Raw genomic sequence first — 16,380 nt, 5'->3', positions numbered from 1 at the left:
CCGAGCGCCGGATGGACCGCCGCCGCTCTACACCGATACCGTTCGGGGCCGCTCCCGGCGCCCGTCCCGAAGCCGCTGGCTGATCACCTGCGAGATACCGTCGCCCTTCATGGTCACGCCGTACAGCGCGTCGGCGGACTCCATGGTCAGCTTCTGGTGGGTGATCACGATCAGCTGGGAGCTCTCCCGCAGCTCCTCCATGATCCCGACCAGCCGGCGCAGGTTGGTCTCGTCCAGCGCCGCCTCCACCTCGTCCATCACGTAGAACGGGCTGGGCCGGGCCTTGAAGATCGCCACCAGCAGCGCCACCGCGGTCAGCGAGCGCTCGCCGCCGGAGAGCAGCGACAGCCGCTTGACCTTCTTGCCCGGCGGCCGGGCCTCCACCTCGACCCCGGTGGTGAGCATGTTGTCCGGGTCGGTGAGCACCAGCCGGCCCTCCCCGCCCGGGAACAGCCGGGCGAACACGCCCTCGAACTGGGCGGCGGTGTCGTGGTAGGCCGAGGTGAACAGCTGCTCGACCCGCACGTCCACGTCCCGGACGATGTCCAACAGGTCGCGCCGGCTGCGCTTGAGGTCGTCCAGCTGCTCGGCGAGGAACTTGTGGCGTTCCTCCAGCGCGGCGAACTCCTCCAGCGCCAGCGGGTTCACCTTGCCGAGCTGCTGGTACGCCTTCTCGGCGGCCCTGAGCCGCTTCTCCTGCTCGGCCCGGACGTACGGGTACGGCTCCCCGGGCCCCTCCCCCTCCCCCGGGGTCGAGGGCGGCACGGGCTGCTCCGGCCCGTACGAGGCCAGCAGCTCGCCGCCGTCGATGCCGAACTCCTCCAGCGCGCGGGCCTCCAGCTGCTCGATCCGCAACCGCTTCTCGGCCCGCAGCACCTCGTCCCGGTGCCCGGCGTCAACCAGCTTGTCCAGCTCCTCCTTCAGGCCGCGCCCGTGCTCGCGGTGCTCCCTGAGCTCCTGCTCGCGCTCGGTGCGGGCCTGTTCGACGGCCGCGCGCCCGGCGTCCGCGCGGGACAGCGACACCTCCAGGCAGGCCAGCAGCTGCCGGGCGCCGGCCGCGACGGCGTGCGCCACCGCGGCGTCGTGCTCGGCCCGCCGGCGGCGCTCGGCCGCCCGGGCGCGGGCCTCGCGCTCGGCGCGGGCGGCCCGGTCCAGCTGGTCGGCCCGGCCGGCCAGCGCGCGGACCCGCTCCTCGTGGGTGCGGACGGCGAGCCGGGCTTCCAGCTCGGCCTGCCGGGCGGCGCTCGCGGCCTCGGCGAGGCGCTGCTGCTCGGCCCGGTCCGGCTCGTCCTCGCCCGCCTCGGCCGACTCCTCGGCGACGGCCAGCCGTTCGGCCAGTTCCTCGGCGGTGGCGAGCAGTTCGGCGAGGCCCTGTTCGGCGCGCGCGGCGGCGGCGGACAGCCGCTCGGCCTCGCCGGCGGCGGCGCGGGCCTGCCCGCCGAGCCGGCCGAGCGCGCCCGCGGACTCGGCGCGCGCCCGCTCGGCCTGCCGTCGCTGTTCGGCGAGCCGCTCCACCTCGGCGGCCGACTCCCTTCGCCGTTCGGTGAGTTCGGCCAGCCGGTCGGCCGACTCGGCGCAGCGGACGGCGAGTTCGTCGATCGCCCGGGCCGCCTCGTCCACCGCCGCCCGGGTCTCCAGCAGGCTCGGCGCGCCGCCGGAGCCACCGTGCGCGAAGCCGGCGCCCAGCCGGTCGCCGTCCGCGGTGACGGCGGCGAGCCCGGGGTGTCCGGTGACCAGTGCCAGCGCCTCGTCCAGCGTGCCGACGACGGCGACGCCGGCCAGCAGGCCCCGCAGCGCGGCGGTCAACTCGACCGGCCCGTCGACCAGTTCGGCCGCCCACCGGGCCCCGTCCGGCAGCTCCCCGCCCGGCAGCTCCCCGCCCGGCGGTCCCCCGGCGACCAGCAGCGCGGCCCGGCCGGCGTCCTCGGCGCGCAGCAGCCGCAGCGCCTCGGCGGCCGCGGCGGGCGAGGCGACGGCCACCGCGTCGGCGGCCGCGCCGAGCGCCGCGGCGACCGGCACCTCGTGCCCGGCCTCGATCCGCAGCAGCGCGGCGGCCGGCCCGAGCAGGCCGGTCAGCCGCTCCCCGGCGTCCAGCAGGGCGCCGGTGCCGTCCTTGCGGCGCAGGCCGAGCGACAGCGCCTCGTGCCGGGCGGTCAGCCCGGCCCGGTCCCGTTCGGCGGCGCCGGCCGCCTCGCGGGCGGCGGCCAGTTCGCGTTCCAGCCCGGCCAGCCGTTCGCGGGCCGTCCGATGCTCGGCCTCGGTCTCGGCCAGGCTCGTACCGGAGCCGGCGTCGACCCGCGCGTCCAGCTCCTCGTACTCGTTCCGGGCGGCCTCGGCGCGCTGCAGCGCCTCGTCCCGGGCCTCGGCGAGCCGGCCGATCTCGGCCTCGGCGGCGGCGGCCTTGGACCGGGCGGCGGCGGCCTGCCCCTGGAGCCGGGCCAGGCCCTCGCGGCGGTCCGCGATGGCCCGGGCGGCGTCCCGCAACCGGCGGTCCTCGGCGGCCAGTTCGCGTTCCAGCTCGCTCCTGCGCTCGACCGCCTCGGCCAGCGCGTACTGCGCCTCCTCCAGTGCCTCGGCGAGCGCGGCCTCCTCCTCGCGGACCCGGGCGGCCTCCCGTTCCAGTTCCTCGGGGTCGCGGCCGCGCCGCTCCTCGGCCCCGCCTCCGGCGGCGGCGTGCCGGGCCCGGGCCTCGGCCAGCCCGATGGTGCCGCGGGTGCGTTCGGCGAGCGCGGAGAGCCGGTACCAGGTCTGCCGGGCGCTCTCCAGGCTCGGGCCGAGCCGCTGGACCTGCGCCTCCAGCACCGACTCCCGCTGCACCGCGCGGGCCAGCTCCTGTTCGACGGTGGTGCGGCGCAGCCGCAGCGCCAGCTCGTCGGCGACCTCCGCCTCGACGGCCCGGCGCAGGGTCAGCAGGTCGTCGGCGAGCAGCCGCAGGCGGGCGTCGCGCAGGTCGGCCTGGATGCCGGCGGCCCGGCGGGCGATCCGGGCCTGCCGGCCGAGCGGTCCGAGCTGGCGGCGCAGTTCGCCGACGAGGTCCTGGACCCGGTTGAGGTTGGCCTGCATCGCGTCCAGTTTCCGCAGCGCCTTCTCCTTGCGCCTGCGGTGCTTGAGGACGCCGGCGGCCTCCTCGATGAAGGCGCGCCGGCCCATCGGGTCGGCGTGCAGGACGGAGTCGAGCTGGCCCTGGCCGACGATGACGTGCATCTCGCGGCCGATGCCGGAGTCGGAGAGCAGTTCCTGGATGTCCAGCAGGCGACAGGTCTCGCCGTTGAGCGCGTACTCGCTGCCGCCGTTGCGGAACATCGTCCGGGTGATGGTCACCTCGGCGTACTCGATCGGCAGGGCGCCGTCGGTGTTGTCGATGGTGAGGCTGACCTCGGCGCGGCCGAGCGGGGGGCGCCCGCTCGTGCCGGCGAAGATGACGTCCTCCATCTTGCCGCCGCGCAGGGACTTGGCGCCCTGCTCACCCATCACCCAGGACAGCGCGTCCACGACGTTCGACTTGCCGGAGCCGTTCGGGCCGACCACGCAGGTGATGCCCGGCTCGAAGCGCAGGGTGGTGCTGGAGGCGAAGGACTTGAACCCGCGCAGCGTCAGACTCTTCAGGTGCACGCGGCCGGTCTCCTCGTTCGCTCACGACAGGGACCGACTGTATCCCCGGCGGGAGGCCCGCCCGTCCCCCGGACACGACGAAGGGACGCCGTATCCGGGCGTCCCTTGCAAAGCTGCGTCCCTTTCGGGGCGGCTCAGTGCACAGCGGCGTCGACCTGCGTGGACCGGGGCGGGGCTCAGGTGAGAGCCGGCTCCCGCTGGTCCAGATCGATGCTGTTGAGCAGCGAGTGCTCGTCAGCGACAGCGGTGAGAGCGTCGTTCTCGGCCTGAATCCGAAGGAGCTCGGCCTCCAGGTCCTGGACGCGCTGCTGAAGCCGTCGCATCTCGGAGAGCATTCGCGGGTCGGGGCCGCCGACGTACCCGAGAAGCGCCTTTGCCATGATGAATGGTCCTCCACGCTGAGTGACCGAACCGGAACGGTACAGGTCTAGGGGGAAGGGGGACGCACGCGCGATCCGCCACCGGAAGTGCCGTCTGGGCACCCGGCGCAACCACCGTGAGCTGGGCTCACGGGGGCGTGCGCCGACCGGGACAACGCGGTCGTGTGCGCGGGCTTCCAGCGTCTCACCAAAGACGGTACGGGTCAACACGATCACCGCACGCTACCGCGCCCCTGTCACCTGCCTGGCGGTGTGGTCACGCCTGGCGGTCTCGGGCCGGTCCACTTCGTGCTCGTGGATCATCGTCGATGCGGAGTCAACCACGAGTCTGCCCGGATGGCAACCTCATGACACCGGCAGTTGTGGACGGATTCGACCGGCGCCCCTCCCGGGCCGCCCCCGCACCGCTCCCCCGCAGGTCAGCGGCCGGTCGGGCGGGCCGGCCCCGGGCCGGTCAGCGGATCTCGAAGCCGGGGTAGCCGTCGCCGACCGCCGTCCAGATCTCCGTCACGCCGCTGACGTTCCCGGGGGTGCCCGGGCCGCGCAGCAGCGCCAGCAGTTGCTCGCAGTCGGCGGCCTGTCCCTCGGCCACCACCTGCACCCGGCCGTCGCCGAGGTTGCTCGCGTAACCGGTCAGGCCGATCTCCAGCGCCCGCGCCCTGGTCCACCAGCGGAAGCCGACCTGCTGGACCTTCCCCCGGACCCAGGCGGTGACCCGGACCGGTTCCTCACTGTGGGCTTCGCGACCGTGCATGGCCCGACCCTAACCCGGCCCGGGCCCGGCGACCCGGTCAGGGCTCGACCGGCCCCTCGACCGCCCAGCCCGGGGTGTGGACCTCGGTGTGCAGTTCGCCGCGCCGGGCCCGCTGCCCGCAGGTGCGGCAGACGAAGACCGGCTCGTACGGGTGCGGCTCCCCGCCCTCGGGCACGTGCGAGAAGGTCATCGGCGACTCGGGCACCAGCCAGCGGTCGCCCCACGTGCGCAGCGCCTGCGCGACCGGGGCGAGGTCCCGGCCCGCCTCGGTGAGGTGGTACTCGTAGCGCGGCGGCCGCTCGCTGTACGGGCGGCGCTCGACCACGCCCGCCTCCTCCAGGGCCCGCAGCCGCGCGGTCAGCCGGTCCCGGGGCGCGCCGGTGTTGCGGGCGATCCGGTCGAAGCGGTGGTTTCCGAAGAACAGCTCGCGGACGGCCAGCAGCGCCCACTTCTCGCCGACCACCTGCAGCGCCGCCGCCATCGAGCAGGGCCGCCCGGGGACGGCGGAGGGGGGCCGGACGGTCGGGGTGTCGTAGGTCACGCTGCCAGCCTGCCACACCGGGTTGGCTTCTCAAACCGCTTCGCCCGGCCCGCCCGCGGACGGCGTACGGCCCCGCCGGAGGAACCGGCGGGGCCGTACGGTCAGGCTCGGATCAGCGGGTCACCAGTCGTCGCCGCCGCCACCGAAGTCGCCGCCGCCGCTCCAGTCGTTGCCGCTGAAGTCCGCGGCGTTGAAGTCGGCGCCGGTGTAGTCGCCGCCCTCGTGCTGGTCCTGGTAGCCGTGGTGGCCCTCCATCATCGGCGCCGCGGCGTAGGCCGGGGTGCTCATCATCGAGCCGAGCACGGTGCCGACCAGCAGGCCCGGCAGCAGGCCGCCGCCGAAGCCGCTGTAGTACCCGCCCGCGTACGGCGCGTAGGCCGGGCCGGCGTTCCAGTACGGCTGCGGGCCGTACTCGGTGTCGACGGTGCGGACCGCCGGGTCGAGACCGGCCGCGACCCGGTCGGCGTCGGCCTGGCAGACCGGGACGGAGCGGGCGGAGCCGCCGGCCGGGGCCCAGTCGACGTCCTTGACCGACGGGCCGTGCCGCGGGTCCATGAAGCACGGAGGACGGCGCTCGGGCAGCGGGCGCTTGTCCCGCCGGGCGGCCAGGGTGGCCAGCTGGAACCGGCCGTCCTCGATCGCCTCGGTGACCTGCTTGACGTCCTCGGGCTTCCTGGCCTCGTCCATCAGCCGCTTGGACTTCTCGTACGAGTCCAGCGCGCTGCTGTAGTCGGCACGCTGGGCGTCGTCGGCGTCCGCCGCGCGCGGGTTGAAGTCGAGCCGCTCCAGCTCGGTGCCGAAGGCGGTGATGTCCTCGTCGACGACGCGGCGCAGCTGCTCCAGCTCGGCGCGGGCCTTCTCCTCCTTGCGCTTCTTGGCGCGGCGGAAGAGGAAGAAGACGCCGGCACCGGCCAGTGCCACCAGCACGACCGGGATGATCACCCAGGCGATCGAGGTGCTGTGGTTGACCCCGGTGCCCTTGGTCTGCGGGGCGGCCTGGTCGACGAAGTCGTTCAGGGTGGCGTTGATGTCACCCTTGTCGGCATGGCCGACGGCGACCGCGATCCGGTCCGCGACGCCGGCGTTCATCGCGCCGCGGTCGGAGCGGGCCATGAAGCCGCTGTTGCCCCGCCAGACGCCGTAGACGCCGTCGATGCCCACCAGGGTGCGCAGGTCGGTGAGGACGGAGTCCTTGTTGGCGGCGTCGGGGACGACCGCGATGAAGATCGGCTTGTCGGCCTTCTCGATCTTCTTGGTCAGGGCGTCGGCCTGGGCCTGGCTGAAGCGGTCCAGCATCTGCGGGGCGACGTAGACCTGCCCCTTCTTCAGGGTGGCCGCGGCGTCGCTCAGGCCGCCGGCGGCCGAGGCCGAGGGAGCCAGCAGGAGCATCACCCCGAGCAGCGCCGCCACCAGGGCAAGTGGCCCGGCGCCCCGGGTACGTCGTGCAAGGGTTCTCATAACCCCAGACGCTACCGCGAGCGACGTCGAAGCACGCCATACCCTTCGCATACTGGTGATGACGGTATTCCCCGCCGTCCGCCGGGGCGGCTCCCCTTCCCGGGGATGATGTTTCCCCGATTCCCCCCTGAGGCGGCCGGGGTCCGGGAACCGGCACGGGCTCCCGGACGTACGTCCCGGCGGGCCCGGCGCGGAGCCGGAAGCGGTCCGGGGGCGGTCCGGGGGCGGTACGGGGTGTGTGCAGACCGTACCGCGCGACCGGGCATAGTGGTCCCCGTACTCGTCGCCCATTACCTGTTCTTGACCCTTCTCCCGATCGGAGCACCCGGTGATCATCGGCCTCGTCACCGCCGTGGCGGCCTCCGCCTGCTACGGCACCGGCTCGGTCCTGCAGGCCGTCGGTTCCCGCCGTTCCGCCCGCGAGGAGGCCGCCAAGGGCGTCACCACCTCGACCACCGAGCACGGCGGTCCCAGCCTCTCGTCGACCGCCAAGGCCGCCGTGACCTGGGAGTTCATGATCGGCACGGTGCTCGACCTGATCGGCTTCGCGCTGGGCGCGCTGGCCGCCCGGCTGCTGCCGCTGTTCCTCTCCCAGACCGTCATCAGCGCCAACCTGGTGATCACCGCGGTGCTGAGCATCAAGCTGCTGGGCATCCGGCTCAAGCAGCTGGAGTGGCTCTCGATCGGCGTGCTGTGCTCGGCGCTGGTGCTGCTGGCCGTCTCGGCCGGCCCCGAGGGCGGCCACCACGCCGACATGTCCTTCCACTGGTGGCTGCTGATCTCGATCACTCTGCTGCTGGTCGGCGGCAGCCTGCTGGTGCGGCGAATGGGCACCAACGGCGCGATCCTGGCCGGTCTGCTCTCCGGCTTCGGCTTCGGCGCGCTGGGCGTCGGCGTGCGCATCCTGAACGGCGTCTCCCCGTTCGAGCTCGGCCCGCTGCTCTCCGACCCGGCGCTGTACGCCGTCCTGATCGGCGGGCTCGGCGGCATGTACATCCACACCGTGGCGCTGCAGATCGGCTCGGTGAACGGCGCGACGGCCGCGCTGGTGGTCGGCGAGACGGTGCTGCCCGGCGCGGTCGGGGTGATCTGGCTCGGCGACTCCTCCAAGGCCGGCCTCACCTGGCTCGGCGTGGTCGGCTTCCTGCTCGCGGTGGTCTCCGCGGTCGGCGTCGCCTACTTCGGCCAGGACAGCCACGGCGGGCCCGCCGAGTCGGCCGCCGACCACCCCGAACTCGCGCACAAGTAGCGCGCGGCTCGGGCGACTTCAGCCCCCGTTGCGGATCCGCGGCACGCGCTGGCAGCGGGGGCAGAAGTAGCTGGAGCGGTTCATCCAGGCGGCCCGGCGGATCGGGGTGCCACAGCGGCGGCAGGGCTCGTGCTCGCGGCCGTAGGCGTCCAGGTCGCGGGAGAAGTAGCCGCTCTCGCCGTTCACGTTCACGTACAGGCTGTCGAAGCTGGTCCCGCCGACCGCGAGCGCGGCGGTCATCACCTCGCGGGCGTTGGCCAGCAGCAGGGCGGCCTGCGGGCGGGTGAGGGTGGCGGTCGGGCGGTCGTAGTGCAGCTTGGAGCGCCACAGCGCCTCGTCGGCGTAGATGTTGCCGACGCCGCTGATCAGGGTCTGGTCGAGCAGCGCGCGCTTGACCGTGGTGCGCTTGGCGCGCAGCGCGGCCGCGAAGGCCTCGTCGTCGAAGCGCGGGTCGAGCGGGTCGCGGGCGATGTGCGCGATCGAGACGGGCGTGCCCTCCGGGTCGCCGTCCTCGGCCTCCTCGACGGCCAGGCCGCCGAAGGTCCGCTGGTCGACGAAGCGCAGTTCGCGCCCGCCGTCGGTGAAGCGCAGCCGGACGCGCAGGTGGGTCTCGTCCGGCACCGACGGGTCCTGGACGAGGAGTTGGCCGCTCATCCCGAGGTGGCCGATCAGCGAGAATCCCGCCCCGCTACCGTTCAGCGGCACCCAGAGGTACTTGCCGCGGCGCTGCGCGCCGCCGAGGACGGTGCCGGTCAGCCGGGCCGTGAAGTCGGCGGCGCCGGCCGGCTGGCGGCGCACCGCACGCGGGTGCAGCACCTGGACCTCGGCGACCGTCCGCCCGGCGACCCAGTTGGCCAGACCACGGCGGACGACCTCGACCTCGGGGAGTTCGGGCACGGAAACTGTCCTCCTGCGAGAAGAAACCGGCAGGAGGACAGGCTACTTCGCGATCAGTTGCCCGCGGGCAGCCGGTCGGCGTACTTCTCCTTGATCGCGCGCCAGGCGCTCTCGGCGGCCTTCTGCTCGGCTTCCTTCTTGGAGCGGCCGACGCCACTGCCGAAGTCCTCGCCGGCCACCCGGGCCGCCGCGGTGAAGGTCTTCTCGTGGTCCGGACCGGACTCCATGACCACGTACTCGGGCACGCCGATGCCCACCGAGGCGGTGAGCTCCTGCAGGCTGGTCTTCCAGTCCAGGCCGGCGCCGAGCTGAGAGGACTCCTCGATCAGCGGGTCGAACAGCCGGTGGACGAATTCGGTCGCCGCCTCCAGACCGCGGTCCAGGTAGACGGCGCCGATCACGGCCTCGACGGTGTCGGCGAGGATCGACGACTTGTCGCGGCCGCCGGTGCCCTCCTCGCCCTTGCCGAGCCGGATGAACGCGCCGAGTTCGAGGCCCCGGCCGACGTCCGCGAGCGCGCGCGAGTTGACCACCGCGGCGCGCAGCTTGGCGAGCGTGCCCTCCGGGACGTCCGGGTGGACGCGGTAGAGGGTGTCGGTCACCACGAGGCCCAGCACCGAATCGCCGAGGAACTCCAGGCGCTCGTTGGTGGGCAGGCCACCGTTCTCGTACGCGTACGAGCGGTGGGTCAGGGCACGCACCAGAAGGGCGCGCTCGAGCGTGTACCCGAGGCGCCCTTCCAGGACGTCGTATTCGGTCGAAGCCGGCCCGCCGGCCTTGCCGTTGCCCGAAGAACCCTTCGAGGCAGCGGATGCCTTGCGGGTGGAGTTACCGTCCGACATCGATCCGTACACCCCGCCGATCAGACCGAGAGGACCTGGCGACGGTTGTACGTGCCGCAGCTCGGGCACGCGATGTGGCCCAGCTTCGGCTCGTGGCAGCGGTCGCACGCCACGAGGGCCGGAACGACGGCCTTCCAGTTGGACCGGCGGTGGCGCGTGTTGCTGCGCGACATCTTCCGCTTCGGAACAGCCACGGCTACTTCTCCTGGTTCTCGGCGAGACCCTCACGGGTGTCGCTGTTCTTAGATCCGTCACCCTCGTCGCCGGGGGCGGCGGAGAGTCCCTGCAGAGCCGCCCACCGGGGGTCGGCGGCGTCGTGGTGGTGCGTCGGGTCGTCGCTCAGGCGCGCTCCACACTCGGAGCACAGGCCCAGGCAGTCTTCCTGGCACACCGGCTGCAGCGGCAGTGCGAGCACCACCGCGTCACGCAGCACCGGCTGGAGGTCGAAGTAGTCGCCCTCCAGGCGGTAAGTCTCTTCTTCCGAGTCCTCGTCGAGGTCCTCGGCCCCGGCCGTCCCGGCGCGGTGGCGCTCGTCGGACTCCGGGTAGTAGTACAGCTCCTGGAAGTCCACGTCGATGTCGAAGTCGACGGGCTCCAGGCACCGGACGCACTCGCCCTCGACCCGGGCCTCGGCGGTGCCGGTGACCAGCACGCCCTCGACCACGGACTCCAGGCGGAGCTCCAGCGCGATCTCGCTCTTCTCCGGGACCCCGATCACGTCGATGATCCCCAGGCCCTCGGGGGCCTCCAGCGTCCGGTTCACCTTGCGCATGGCGCCCGGACGACGACCGAGCTCGTGTGTGTCGAACACGAGGGGGTCGCGGTGGTCGAGGCGGTTCAAGGTGTCCTGACTTCCATGGGAATCGATCGAGGGCTCCCCCAGTCGGTCGGCCTGTAACTCGGCGCCGCGAGGGCAAGCCGACAGCCGGACATGGGGATGCCGGAGTGGTCAGACTACCCGAGTCTCCCGCCAGGCCCAACTTCGGTCCCGTTCGGGGACCTCGGGGAGACCTGCCGGGAGAACCCCGGGGAGGCTCGGCCGAAGGCGCTCAGCGCCCGCCGAGCTCCCGGAGCCGGGTCATGTCGATCATGCTGGTGTCGAAGAAGCTGGTCTCGTCCAGCCCCTGCTGCTGCTGGTGCGGCAGCGCCGGGGGCGGCGCGGGCTGTGCGGGCTGTGCGGGCTGCTGCTGGTAGCCGTAGCCGTCGTACTGCTGGGCCGCGTAGCCGCCCTGCTGCTGCGGGTAGGCGTAGCCGTCGTGCTGCTGCTGGCCCTGGTAGTCCTGCTGCTGCGGGTAGCCGCCCTGCTGCTGGGCCCACTGGGCCTGGTACGGGTCGCCGTGGCCGGCCGCCGGGTCGAAGCCCCCGCCGTACACCTCGGCGTACTGGACGCCCGGCTGCTGACCGCCCTGCTGGGCGGCCGCGTACTGGTCGGCGCCCGGGGCCTGCCAGCCGGCCGCGGCCGGGGTCTGCTCCGGCCAGGTCTGCTGCTGCGGGACGTCCTCGCGGTACCAGGCGATGTCCGCGCCGTCCGGGTCCTCGGCGAAGCCCGCGGCCACCGCCTCGGCCCGCTCCTTGGCCTGCTGGGCCTCGTCGGCGGCCGCCAGGTAGGCGCCCAGATCGTCGATCGGCCGCTTGCCGAGCAGCTTGTCGCGGCCCTTGCCGACCGCCTCCAGGGTCGCGCCGAGCACGGTCTCCAGGGTGGCGAGCTTCACGTCGACGTACTCGTCGACCTCCGGGCTCGGGCTGATCCGCTGCGGCCGGAACTCCTCGCCGTCGCTCTCGCCGTCGTACTCGGTCTCGAAGACGCCGGAGTCGCCGCGCAGCTTGGTCCGGCCGCGGCCGACCGCGCCGAGCGTCTTGGTCAGCACGACCTCGAAGTTGGCGAGCTTGCTGTCCACGTAGTCGTCGGCCTCGGCGCGCTGGGCCTCGACCTCGGCGCGGGCCTCGGCGAGGATCCGGTCCGCCTCGGCCTGCGCGCGGCGCACCACCTCGGTGTCGGAGATCAGCGAGCCGCGCTCGGCGTGCGCGCCCTGGATGATCCGGTCGGCCTCCGCCTGGGCGTCCGCCGCCAGCTGGCCGTGGTCGGCCATCACCGACTGGGCCTGGGCGAGTTCGGCGGGCAGAGCCGCCTTGAGGTCGTTGAGCAGGCCGATCAGCTCGGCCCGGTTCACCACGCAGGAGGCCGACATGGGCATCGAGCGGGCGCTCTCGACCACCGCCACGATCTCGTCGACCTGGTTCTGCACGTCCACGGGGCTTCGTCTTTCCGTGTGCCGCCCGACTTCTCCGGCGGAGGCAGGCCCGGCGCGGTGGACCTCACCGCAGGGCAGGAGTACAGACTGTACGGCCCGCACGCGGCGAGGTCACAACACCGCAGCGGGCACGGCCCCCCGGGCGCGTGACGAGCCGTGACGAACCGGCAGAAAACGGCGCATCGCGCCTACTGCTGAGCCCTGCGCTCCGCGATCCGCTCGACCAGCCGGCGGTGCACCGTCGGCGGCAGCAGGTGCGAGACGTCGCCGCCGTACGAGGCGACCTCCTTGGCCAGCGTCGAGGAGAGGAAGCTGTAGGTCGGCGAGGTCGGCAGGAACAGCGTCTCCACGCCCGTCAGGCCGTTGTTCATGTGCGCCATCTGCAGCTCGTAGTCGAAGTCGCTGACCGCGCGCAGGCCCTTGACGATCGCCGGGATCCCGCGCTCGCGGCAGTAGTCCACCAGCAGGCCCTGGTGCGACTCGACCACCACGTTGCCGAAGTCCGCGGTGACCTCCTCGATCAGGCCGATCCGCTCCGCGATGCTGAACATGCCCTGCTTGTTCGGGTTCACCAGGACCGCGACATGCACCACGTCGTACAGCTTCGACGCGCGCTCGACGATGTCGAGGTGGCCGTTGTGGATCGGGTCGAACGAACCGGGACAGACGGCTCGACGCATGGCGTGTGTGCTCCCTCGTGGGGTGACGGCTACGGCGGGCCGCGGCCCGCTACTCCTGATCGCCGGCCGCGGTGGCGGCGCGACCGTACCAGAGCGTGCCCTCGCCGTAGCGGCGGGAGCGCAACTCCTCGAAACCCTCGGGCCAGCCGAACGCTCCCCCGCGGGTGCTCCGCTCCACGGTGACGAGTGCGTCCGCCGCGAGCCAGTCCCCAGCGAGGAGTGTGATCAGCATCTCGCGCAGCTCCTCGTCCGTCACGGCGTACGGCGGGTCGAGGAACACCAGGTCGTACGGGGTCTCCGGGGCCGGCCCGGCGATCACCTTCTCGGCCCTGGCCGCCCGGACCTCGGCGCCCGGCAGGCCGATCGTGCGGACGTTCTCGCGGATCACCCGGGCCGCCTGGGCGTCCGCCTCCACCAGCAGGACGTGCCCGGCACCGCGCGACAGCGCCTCCAGGCCGACCGCGCCCGAACCGCCGAACAGGTCCAGCATCCGGGCCCCGTGCAGGGTGCCGTGCAGCGCCTCCAGGGTGGAGAACATCGCCTCACGGGCCTTGTCGGAGGTCGGGCGGGTGCCCCGGCCGGGCGGTACGGCCAGTCGGCGGCCGCCGGCCGCCCCGGCGATCACGCGGGTCATGGTGGTGGAAGGTCCTTTCGTCGCTGCCCGACCACGCTATCCCGATCACCGCCGTCCCGATCACCGCCGTCCCGGTCACCGGACGGCACCCGGGCCGTCCGGGCGAGGGCCCGCCCCGGAGCCGAGGGGGCGGGCGACGGCCGTGGCCCCCGCCGGTCGTCCGGCGGGGGCCACGGCCGCGCACTGGGTGGTCAGCTCGCCTCGGAGCCCGCGCCCTGGGCCGGGATCGCGGCGCCGAGCAGGGCCGGCGAGGCGTAGCGGGACCAGGACAGGCAGCCGTCGGGCGGGCAGAACTCGGGGCGGCGCGGGTCGTGCCCGAGCTCGCGCAGCTTGGTGCGGACGGAGTCGGGCGTGCGGCCGAAGCGGGCGGCGATCCGGGCGACGGTCTCGCCCTCGTGGAACCGCCGGACCAGCTCCTCCTCGTGCTGCGGCACCCAGGGGGCGCCGTGGCCGGGGTACAGCTCGCGCAGCACGTCGCGGTCGGGGATGGGCTCGGAGACGTCGGCGACGATCGCCAGCGCCCGCAGCGCGCGGTTGAGCGCGATCCGCAGCGAGGCGACGTCCTCGACCGGCAGGCGGAGCTTGCCCGAGGCGAGCGGCGCGGCGGCCGCCCCCTCGCGCCAGCCGGTCAGGGTGAGGGTGACCTCGCGGTCGTCGTCGCTGGCGAGTTCGATCCGGAAGACCTTGTCGCCCAGCGGGAGCTCGTTGAGATGACGGAATGCCATGGCAGGACCCCCAAGTGTCGCGCCAGGTACGCACCTTGGGGGTGCGCCCTGAACACCTTCATTCTCTCCCGGGGGTCTGACAATCCGGCCGGCCGAAGAGCCCTCAGCCCTTCTCCATGTAGGCCGCGCGGTCCTCGTCGAGCAGGCTGTCCAGGGCGGTGCGCAGCTCCGGGTGCGCGGCCAGTTCCGGGTCCTCGGCGACCAGCCGGGTGGCCTCCGTCCGGGCGGTGAGGATGACCTCCTCGTCCTCCAGCACCGAGAGCACCTTGAGCGAGGACTTCACCCCGGACTGCGCCTGGCCCAGCACGTCGCCCTCGCGGCGCTGTTCGAGGTCGATCCGGGACAGCTCGAAGCCGTCCAGCGTCCCGGCCACCGCGTCCAGCCGGGCCCGGGCGGCGCTGCCGGCGGGCATCTCGCTGACCAGCAGGCACAGGCCCGGCGCGCTGCCGCGGCCCACCCGGCCGCGCAGCTGGTGGAGTTGGGAGACGCCGAAGCGGTCGGCGTCCATGATGACCATCGCGGTCGAGTTGGGGACGTTGACGCCGACCTCGATGACGGTGGTGGCGATCAGCACGTCGACCTCGCCGGCCGTGAACCGGCGCATCACCTCGTCCTTGGCCTCCGGGGCCAGCCGGCCGTGCAGGATCTCCACCCGCAGGCCGCTCAGCGGGCCCTTCAGGAGCATCTCGGCCGTCTCCACCACCGAGAGCGGGGGCCGCCGTTCGTCGCTCGCGGCGCCGAGGTCGGCGACGTCCTCGAAGTCCTCCTCGGCCGGCTTGCGCTTCTTCTTCGCCTTCGGGTCGGCGGCCGGCTCCTCGTCCCCGATCCGGGGGCAGACCACGTACGCCTGGTGGCCCTTGCCGACCTCCTCGCGGACGCGCTCCCAGGCCCGGGTGAGGAAGTTGGGCTTCTCCAGCGCCGGGACGACGTGGGTGGAGATCGGCGAGCGGCCGGCCGGGAGCTGGTCCAGGACGGAGGTCTCCAGGTCCCCGAAGACGGTCATCGCGACGGTGCGCGGGATCGGCGTCGCGGTCATCACCAGCAGGTGCGGCGGCTGCTCGCCCTTGGCGCGCAGCGCGTCCCGCTGCTCGACGCCGAAGCGGTGCTGCTCGTCGACCACGACCAGGCCGAGGTCCTGGAACTGCACCTTGTCCTCGATCAGCGCGTGGGTGCCGATCGCGATCCCGGCGTCCCCGCAGGCCATGTCGAGCAGCGCCTGGCGGCGGGCCGGCACGCCCATCGAGCCGGTCAGCAGCACCACCCGGGTGCCGAGGTCGGAGCCGCCGAGCATGCCGCCCTCGGCGAGGTCGCCCATCATCTCGACGATCGAGCGGTGGTGCTGCTGGGCGAGCACCTCGGTGGGCGCCAGCAGCACGGCCTGGCCGCCCGCGTCGACCACGGCGAGCATGGCGCGCAGCGCGACCAGGGTCTTGCCCGAGCCGACCTCGCCCTGGAGCAGGCGGTGCATCGGGTGGTCGGTGGCCAGGTCGGCGGCGATCTCGGCGGAGACCTTCCGCTGGCCCTCGGTGAGGGTGAACGGCAGCCGGGCGTCGAAGGCGTCCAGCAGGCCGCCGGCCCGGGCCTCGCGCGGCTTGGCGGGCAGGGCCGAGTCGGCGGCCCGGCGCCGGGCGAGCGCGACCTGCAGGACGAAGGCCTCGTCCCAGCGCAGCCGGCTCTGGGCGCGCTCGCGGTCGGCGTGGCCGCGCGGGCGGTGGATCAGCTCCAGCGCCTCGGGCAGCGGGATCAGCTCGTGCCGCTCGCGCAGTTCGGCGGGCAGCGGCTCGCCGACCTTGGCGAGGTACGAGTCGAGGGCCATCTCGACGCAGAGCGACAGCTTCCAGCTGGGCATCTGCGCGCTGGCGCCGTACACCGGGATGAGCCGGCCGGCGAACTGCCTGGCGGCGTCCGACCCGGCGTCCTCGTCGAGGAGCTGGTAGTCCGGCGAGACCAGCTGGCGGGTGCGGTTGAAGACGCCGACCTTGCCCGCGAACAGGCCCTGGGCGCCGGCCTTGAGCTCCTTCTGCCGCCAGCCCTGGTTGAAGAAGACCAGCGAGAGCCGGCTGCGGCCGTCGGTGACGACGACCTCCAGCCGGTCGCCCTTGCGGCCGCGGAACGGGATCAGGGTGACCTTCTCGATCCGGGCCAGCACGGTGACGTGCTCGTCGATCTCCAGCTCGTCCAGGCTGGTGAGCTGGCCGCGCTCGACGTAGCGCCGCGGGTAGTGGTGCAGCAGGTCGCCGACCGTGCGCAGCTTGAGGCTGTCGGCGAGCACCTTCGCGGTGCGGTCGCCGACCAGCTTGGTCAGTGGTTCATCGAGAGCGCCCATCAACGCCCCTGTTTACACCACCGCACCGAC

The 16,380-nt window shown here is 73.5% G+C and carries 15 protein-coding genes; 1 reads left to right on the top strand and 14 read right to left on the bottom strand.

All coding sequences use genetic code 11. The features are described from left to right. Positions 1-27 precede the first annotated feature (27 nt). The 5 genes from smc to ACPC54_RS32325 all read right to left on the bottom strand — a co-directional run bounded on the left by smc (position 28) and on the right by ACPC54_RS32325 (position 6,745). A complete protein-coding gene (gene smc / locus ACPC54_RS32345; protein ID WP_498969954.1) occupies positions 28-3,612 on the bottom strand; it encodes a chromosome segregation protein SMC in 3,585 nt (1,194 codons plus the stop codon). 176 nt (positions 3,613-3,788) lie between these two features. Continuing rightward, entirely contained in the window at positions 3,789-3,992 is a 204-nt protein-coding gene (locus ACPC54_RS32340) for a hypothetical protein (protein WP_360262049.1), read from the bottom strand. A 454-nt stretch (positions 3,993-4,446) separates the two neighbouring features. Next, positions 4,447-4,746, bottom strand: coding sequence for an acylphosphatase (locus tag ACPC54_RS32335; RefSeq protein ID WP_498969952.1), 300 nt, complete (start codon positions 4,744-4,746; stop codon positions 4,447-4,449). A gap of 37 nt (positions 4,747-4,783) precedes the next feature. Further along, complete coding sequence (locus ACPC54_RS32330) at positions 4,784-5,287, bottom strand: winged helix-turn-helix transcriptional regulator (protein WP_498969951.1); 504 nt, start codon at positions 5,285-5,287, stop codon at positions 4,784-4,786. Positions 5,288-5,407: 120 nt separating this feature from the next. After that, positions 5,408-6,745, bottom strand: a complete 1,338-nt coding sequence (locus ACPC54_RS32325; RefSeq protein ID WP_498969950.1) for a hypothetical protein — start codon at positions 6,743-6,745, stop codon at positions 5,408-5,410. A gap of 328 nt (positions 6,746-7,073) precedes the next feature. On the opposite strand from ACPC54_RS32325, the gene ACPC54_RS32320 reads away from it, so the two are divergent. Next, positions 7,074-7,994, top strand: a complete 921-nt coding sequence (locus tag ACPC54_RS32320; protein ID WP_498969949.1) for a DMT family protein — start codon at positions 7,074-7,076, stop codon at positions 7,992-7,994. Positions 7,995-8,012: 18 nt separating this feature from the next. Here ACPC54_RS32320 and mutM read toward each other — a convergent pair whose 3' ends face one another. From mutM to recG, 9 genes are all read right to left on the bottom strand, one after another. Beyond that, a complete protein-coding gene (gene mutM / locus ACPC54_RS32315; RefSeq protein WP_498969948.1) occupies positions 8,013-8,891 on the bottom strand; it encodes a bifunctional DNA-formamidopyrimidine glycosylase/DNA-(apurinic or apyrimidinic site) lyase in 879 nt (292 codons plus the stop codon). 53 nt (positions 8,892-8,944) lie between these two features. Continuing rightward, positions 8,945-9,733, bottom strand: coding sequence for a ribonuclease III (gene rnc / locus ACPC54_RS32310; RefSeq protein ID WP_498969946.1), 789 nt, complete (start codon positions 9,731-9,733; stop codon positions 8,945-8,947). A gap of 20 nt (positions 9,734-9,753) precedes the next feature. After that, positions 9,754-9,927, bottom strand: coding sequence for a 50S ribosomal protein L32 (gene rpmF / locus ACPC54_RS32305; protein ID WP_030056747.1), 174 nt, complete (start codon positions 9,925-9,927; stop codon positions 9,754-9,756). Between the two features lie 2 nt (positions 9,928-9,929). Continuing rightward, on the bottom strand, positions 9,930-10,574 hold the full coding sequence (locus ACPC54_RS32300; RefSeq protein ID WP_498969944.1) for a YceD family protein: 645 nt from the start codon (positions 10,572-10,574) through the stop codon (positions 9,930-9,932). Positions 10,575-10,782: 208 nt separating this feature from the next. Further along, positions 10,783-11,985, bottom strand: a complete 1,203-nt coding sequence (locus ACPC54_RS32295; RefSeq protein ID WP_498969942.1) for a F0F1 ATP synthase subunit B — start codon at positions 11,983-11,985, stop codon at positions 10,783-10,785. Positions 11,986-12,173: 188 nt separating this feature from the next. Further along, entirely contained in the window at positions 12,174-12,665 is a 492-nt protein-coding gene (coaD, locus tag ACPC54_RS32290; protein WP_498969941.1) for a pantetheine-phosphate adenylyltransferase, read from the bottom strand. 49 nt (positions 12,666-12,714) lie between these two features. Next, the gene (gene rsmD / locus ACPC54_RS32285) at positions 12,715-13,299 is read right to left on the bottom strand and encodes a 16S rRNA (guanine(966)-N(2))-methyltransferase RsmD (protein WP_498969939.1); all 585 of its coding nucleotides are present in this window, start codon (positions 13,297-13,299) and stop codon (positions 12,715-12,717) included. 191 nt (positions 13,300-13,490) lie between these two features. Next, positions 13,491-14,024: a hypothetical protein gene (locus tag ACPC54_RS32280; protein WP_045702540.1), complete on the bottom strand. Its 534-nt coding sequence runs from the start codon at positions 14,022-14,024 to the stop codon at positions 13,491-13,493. A gap of 103 nt (positions 14,025-14,127) precedes the next feature. Beyond that, entirely contained in the window at positions 14,128-16,350 is a 2,223-nt protein-coding gene (gene recG / locus ACPC54_RS32275; protein ID WP_498969938.1) for an ATP-dependent DNA helicase RecG, read from the bottom strand. Positions 16,351-16,380 lie beyond the last annotated feature (30 nt).

The sequence above is a fragment of the Kitasatospora sp. NPDC094028 genome (assembly GCF_049543595.1).
Lineage (GTDB): Bacteria > Actinomycetota > Actinomycetes > Streptomycetales > Streptomycetaceae > Kitasatospora.
The sequence above is the reverse complement of the archived record's forward strand: the minus strand, read 5'-3'. Positions and strand labels throughout refer to the sequence as shown.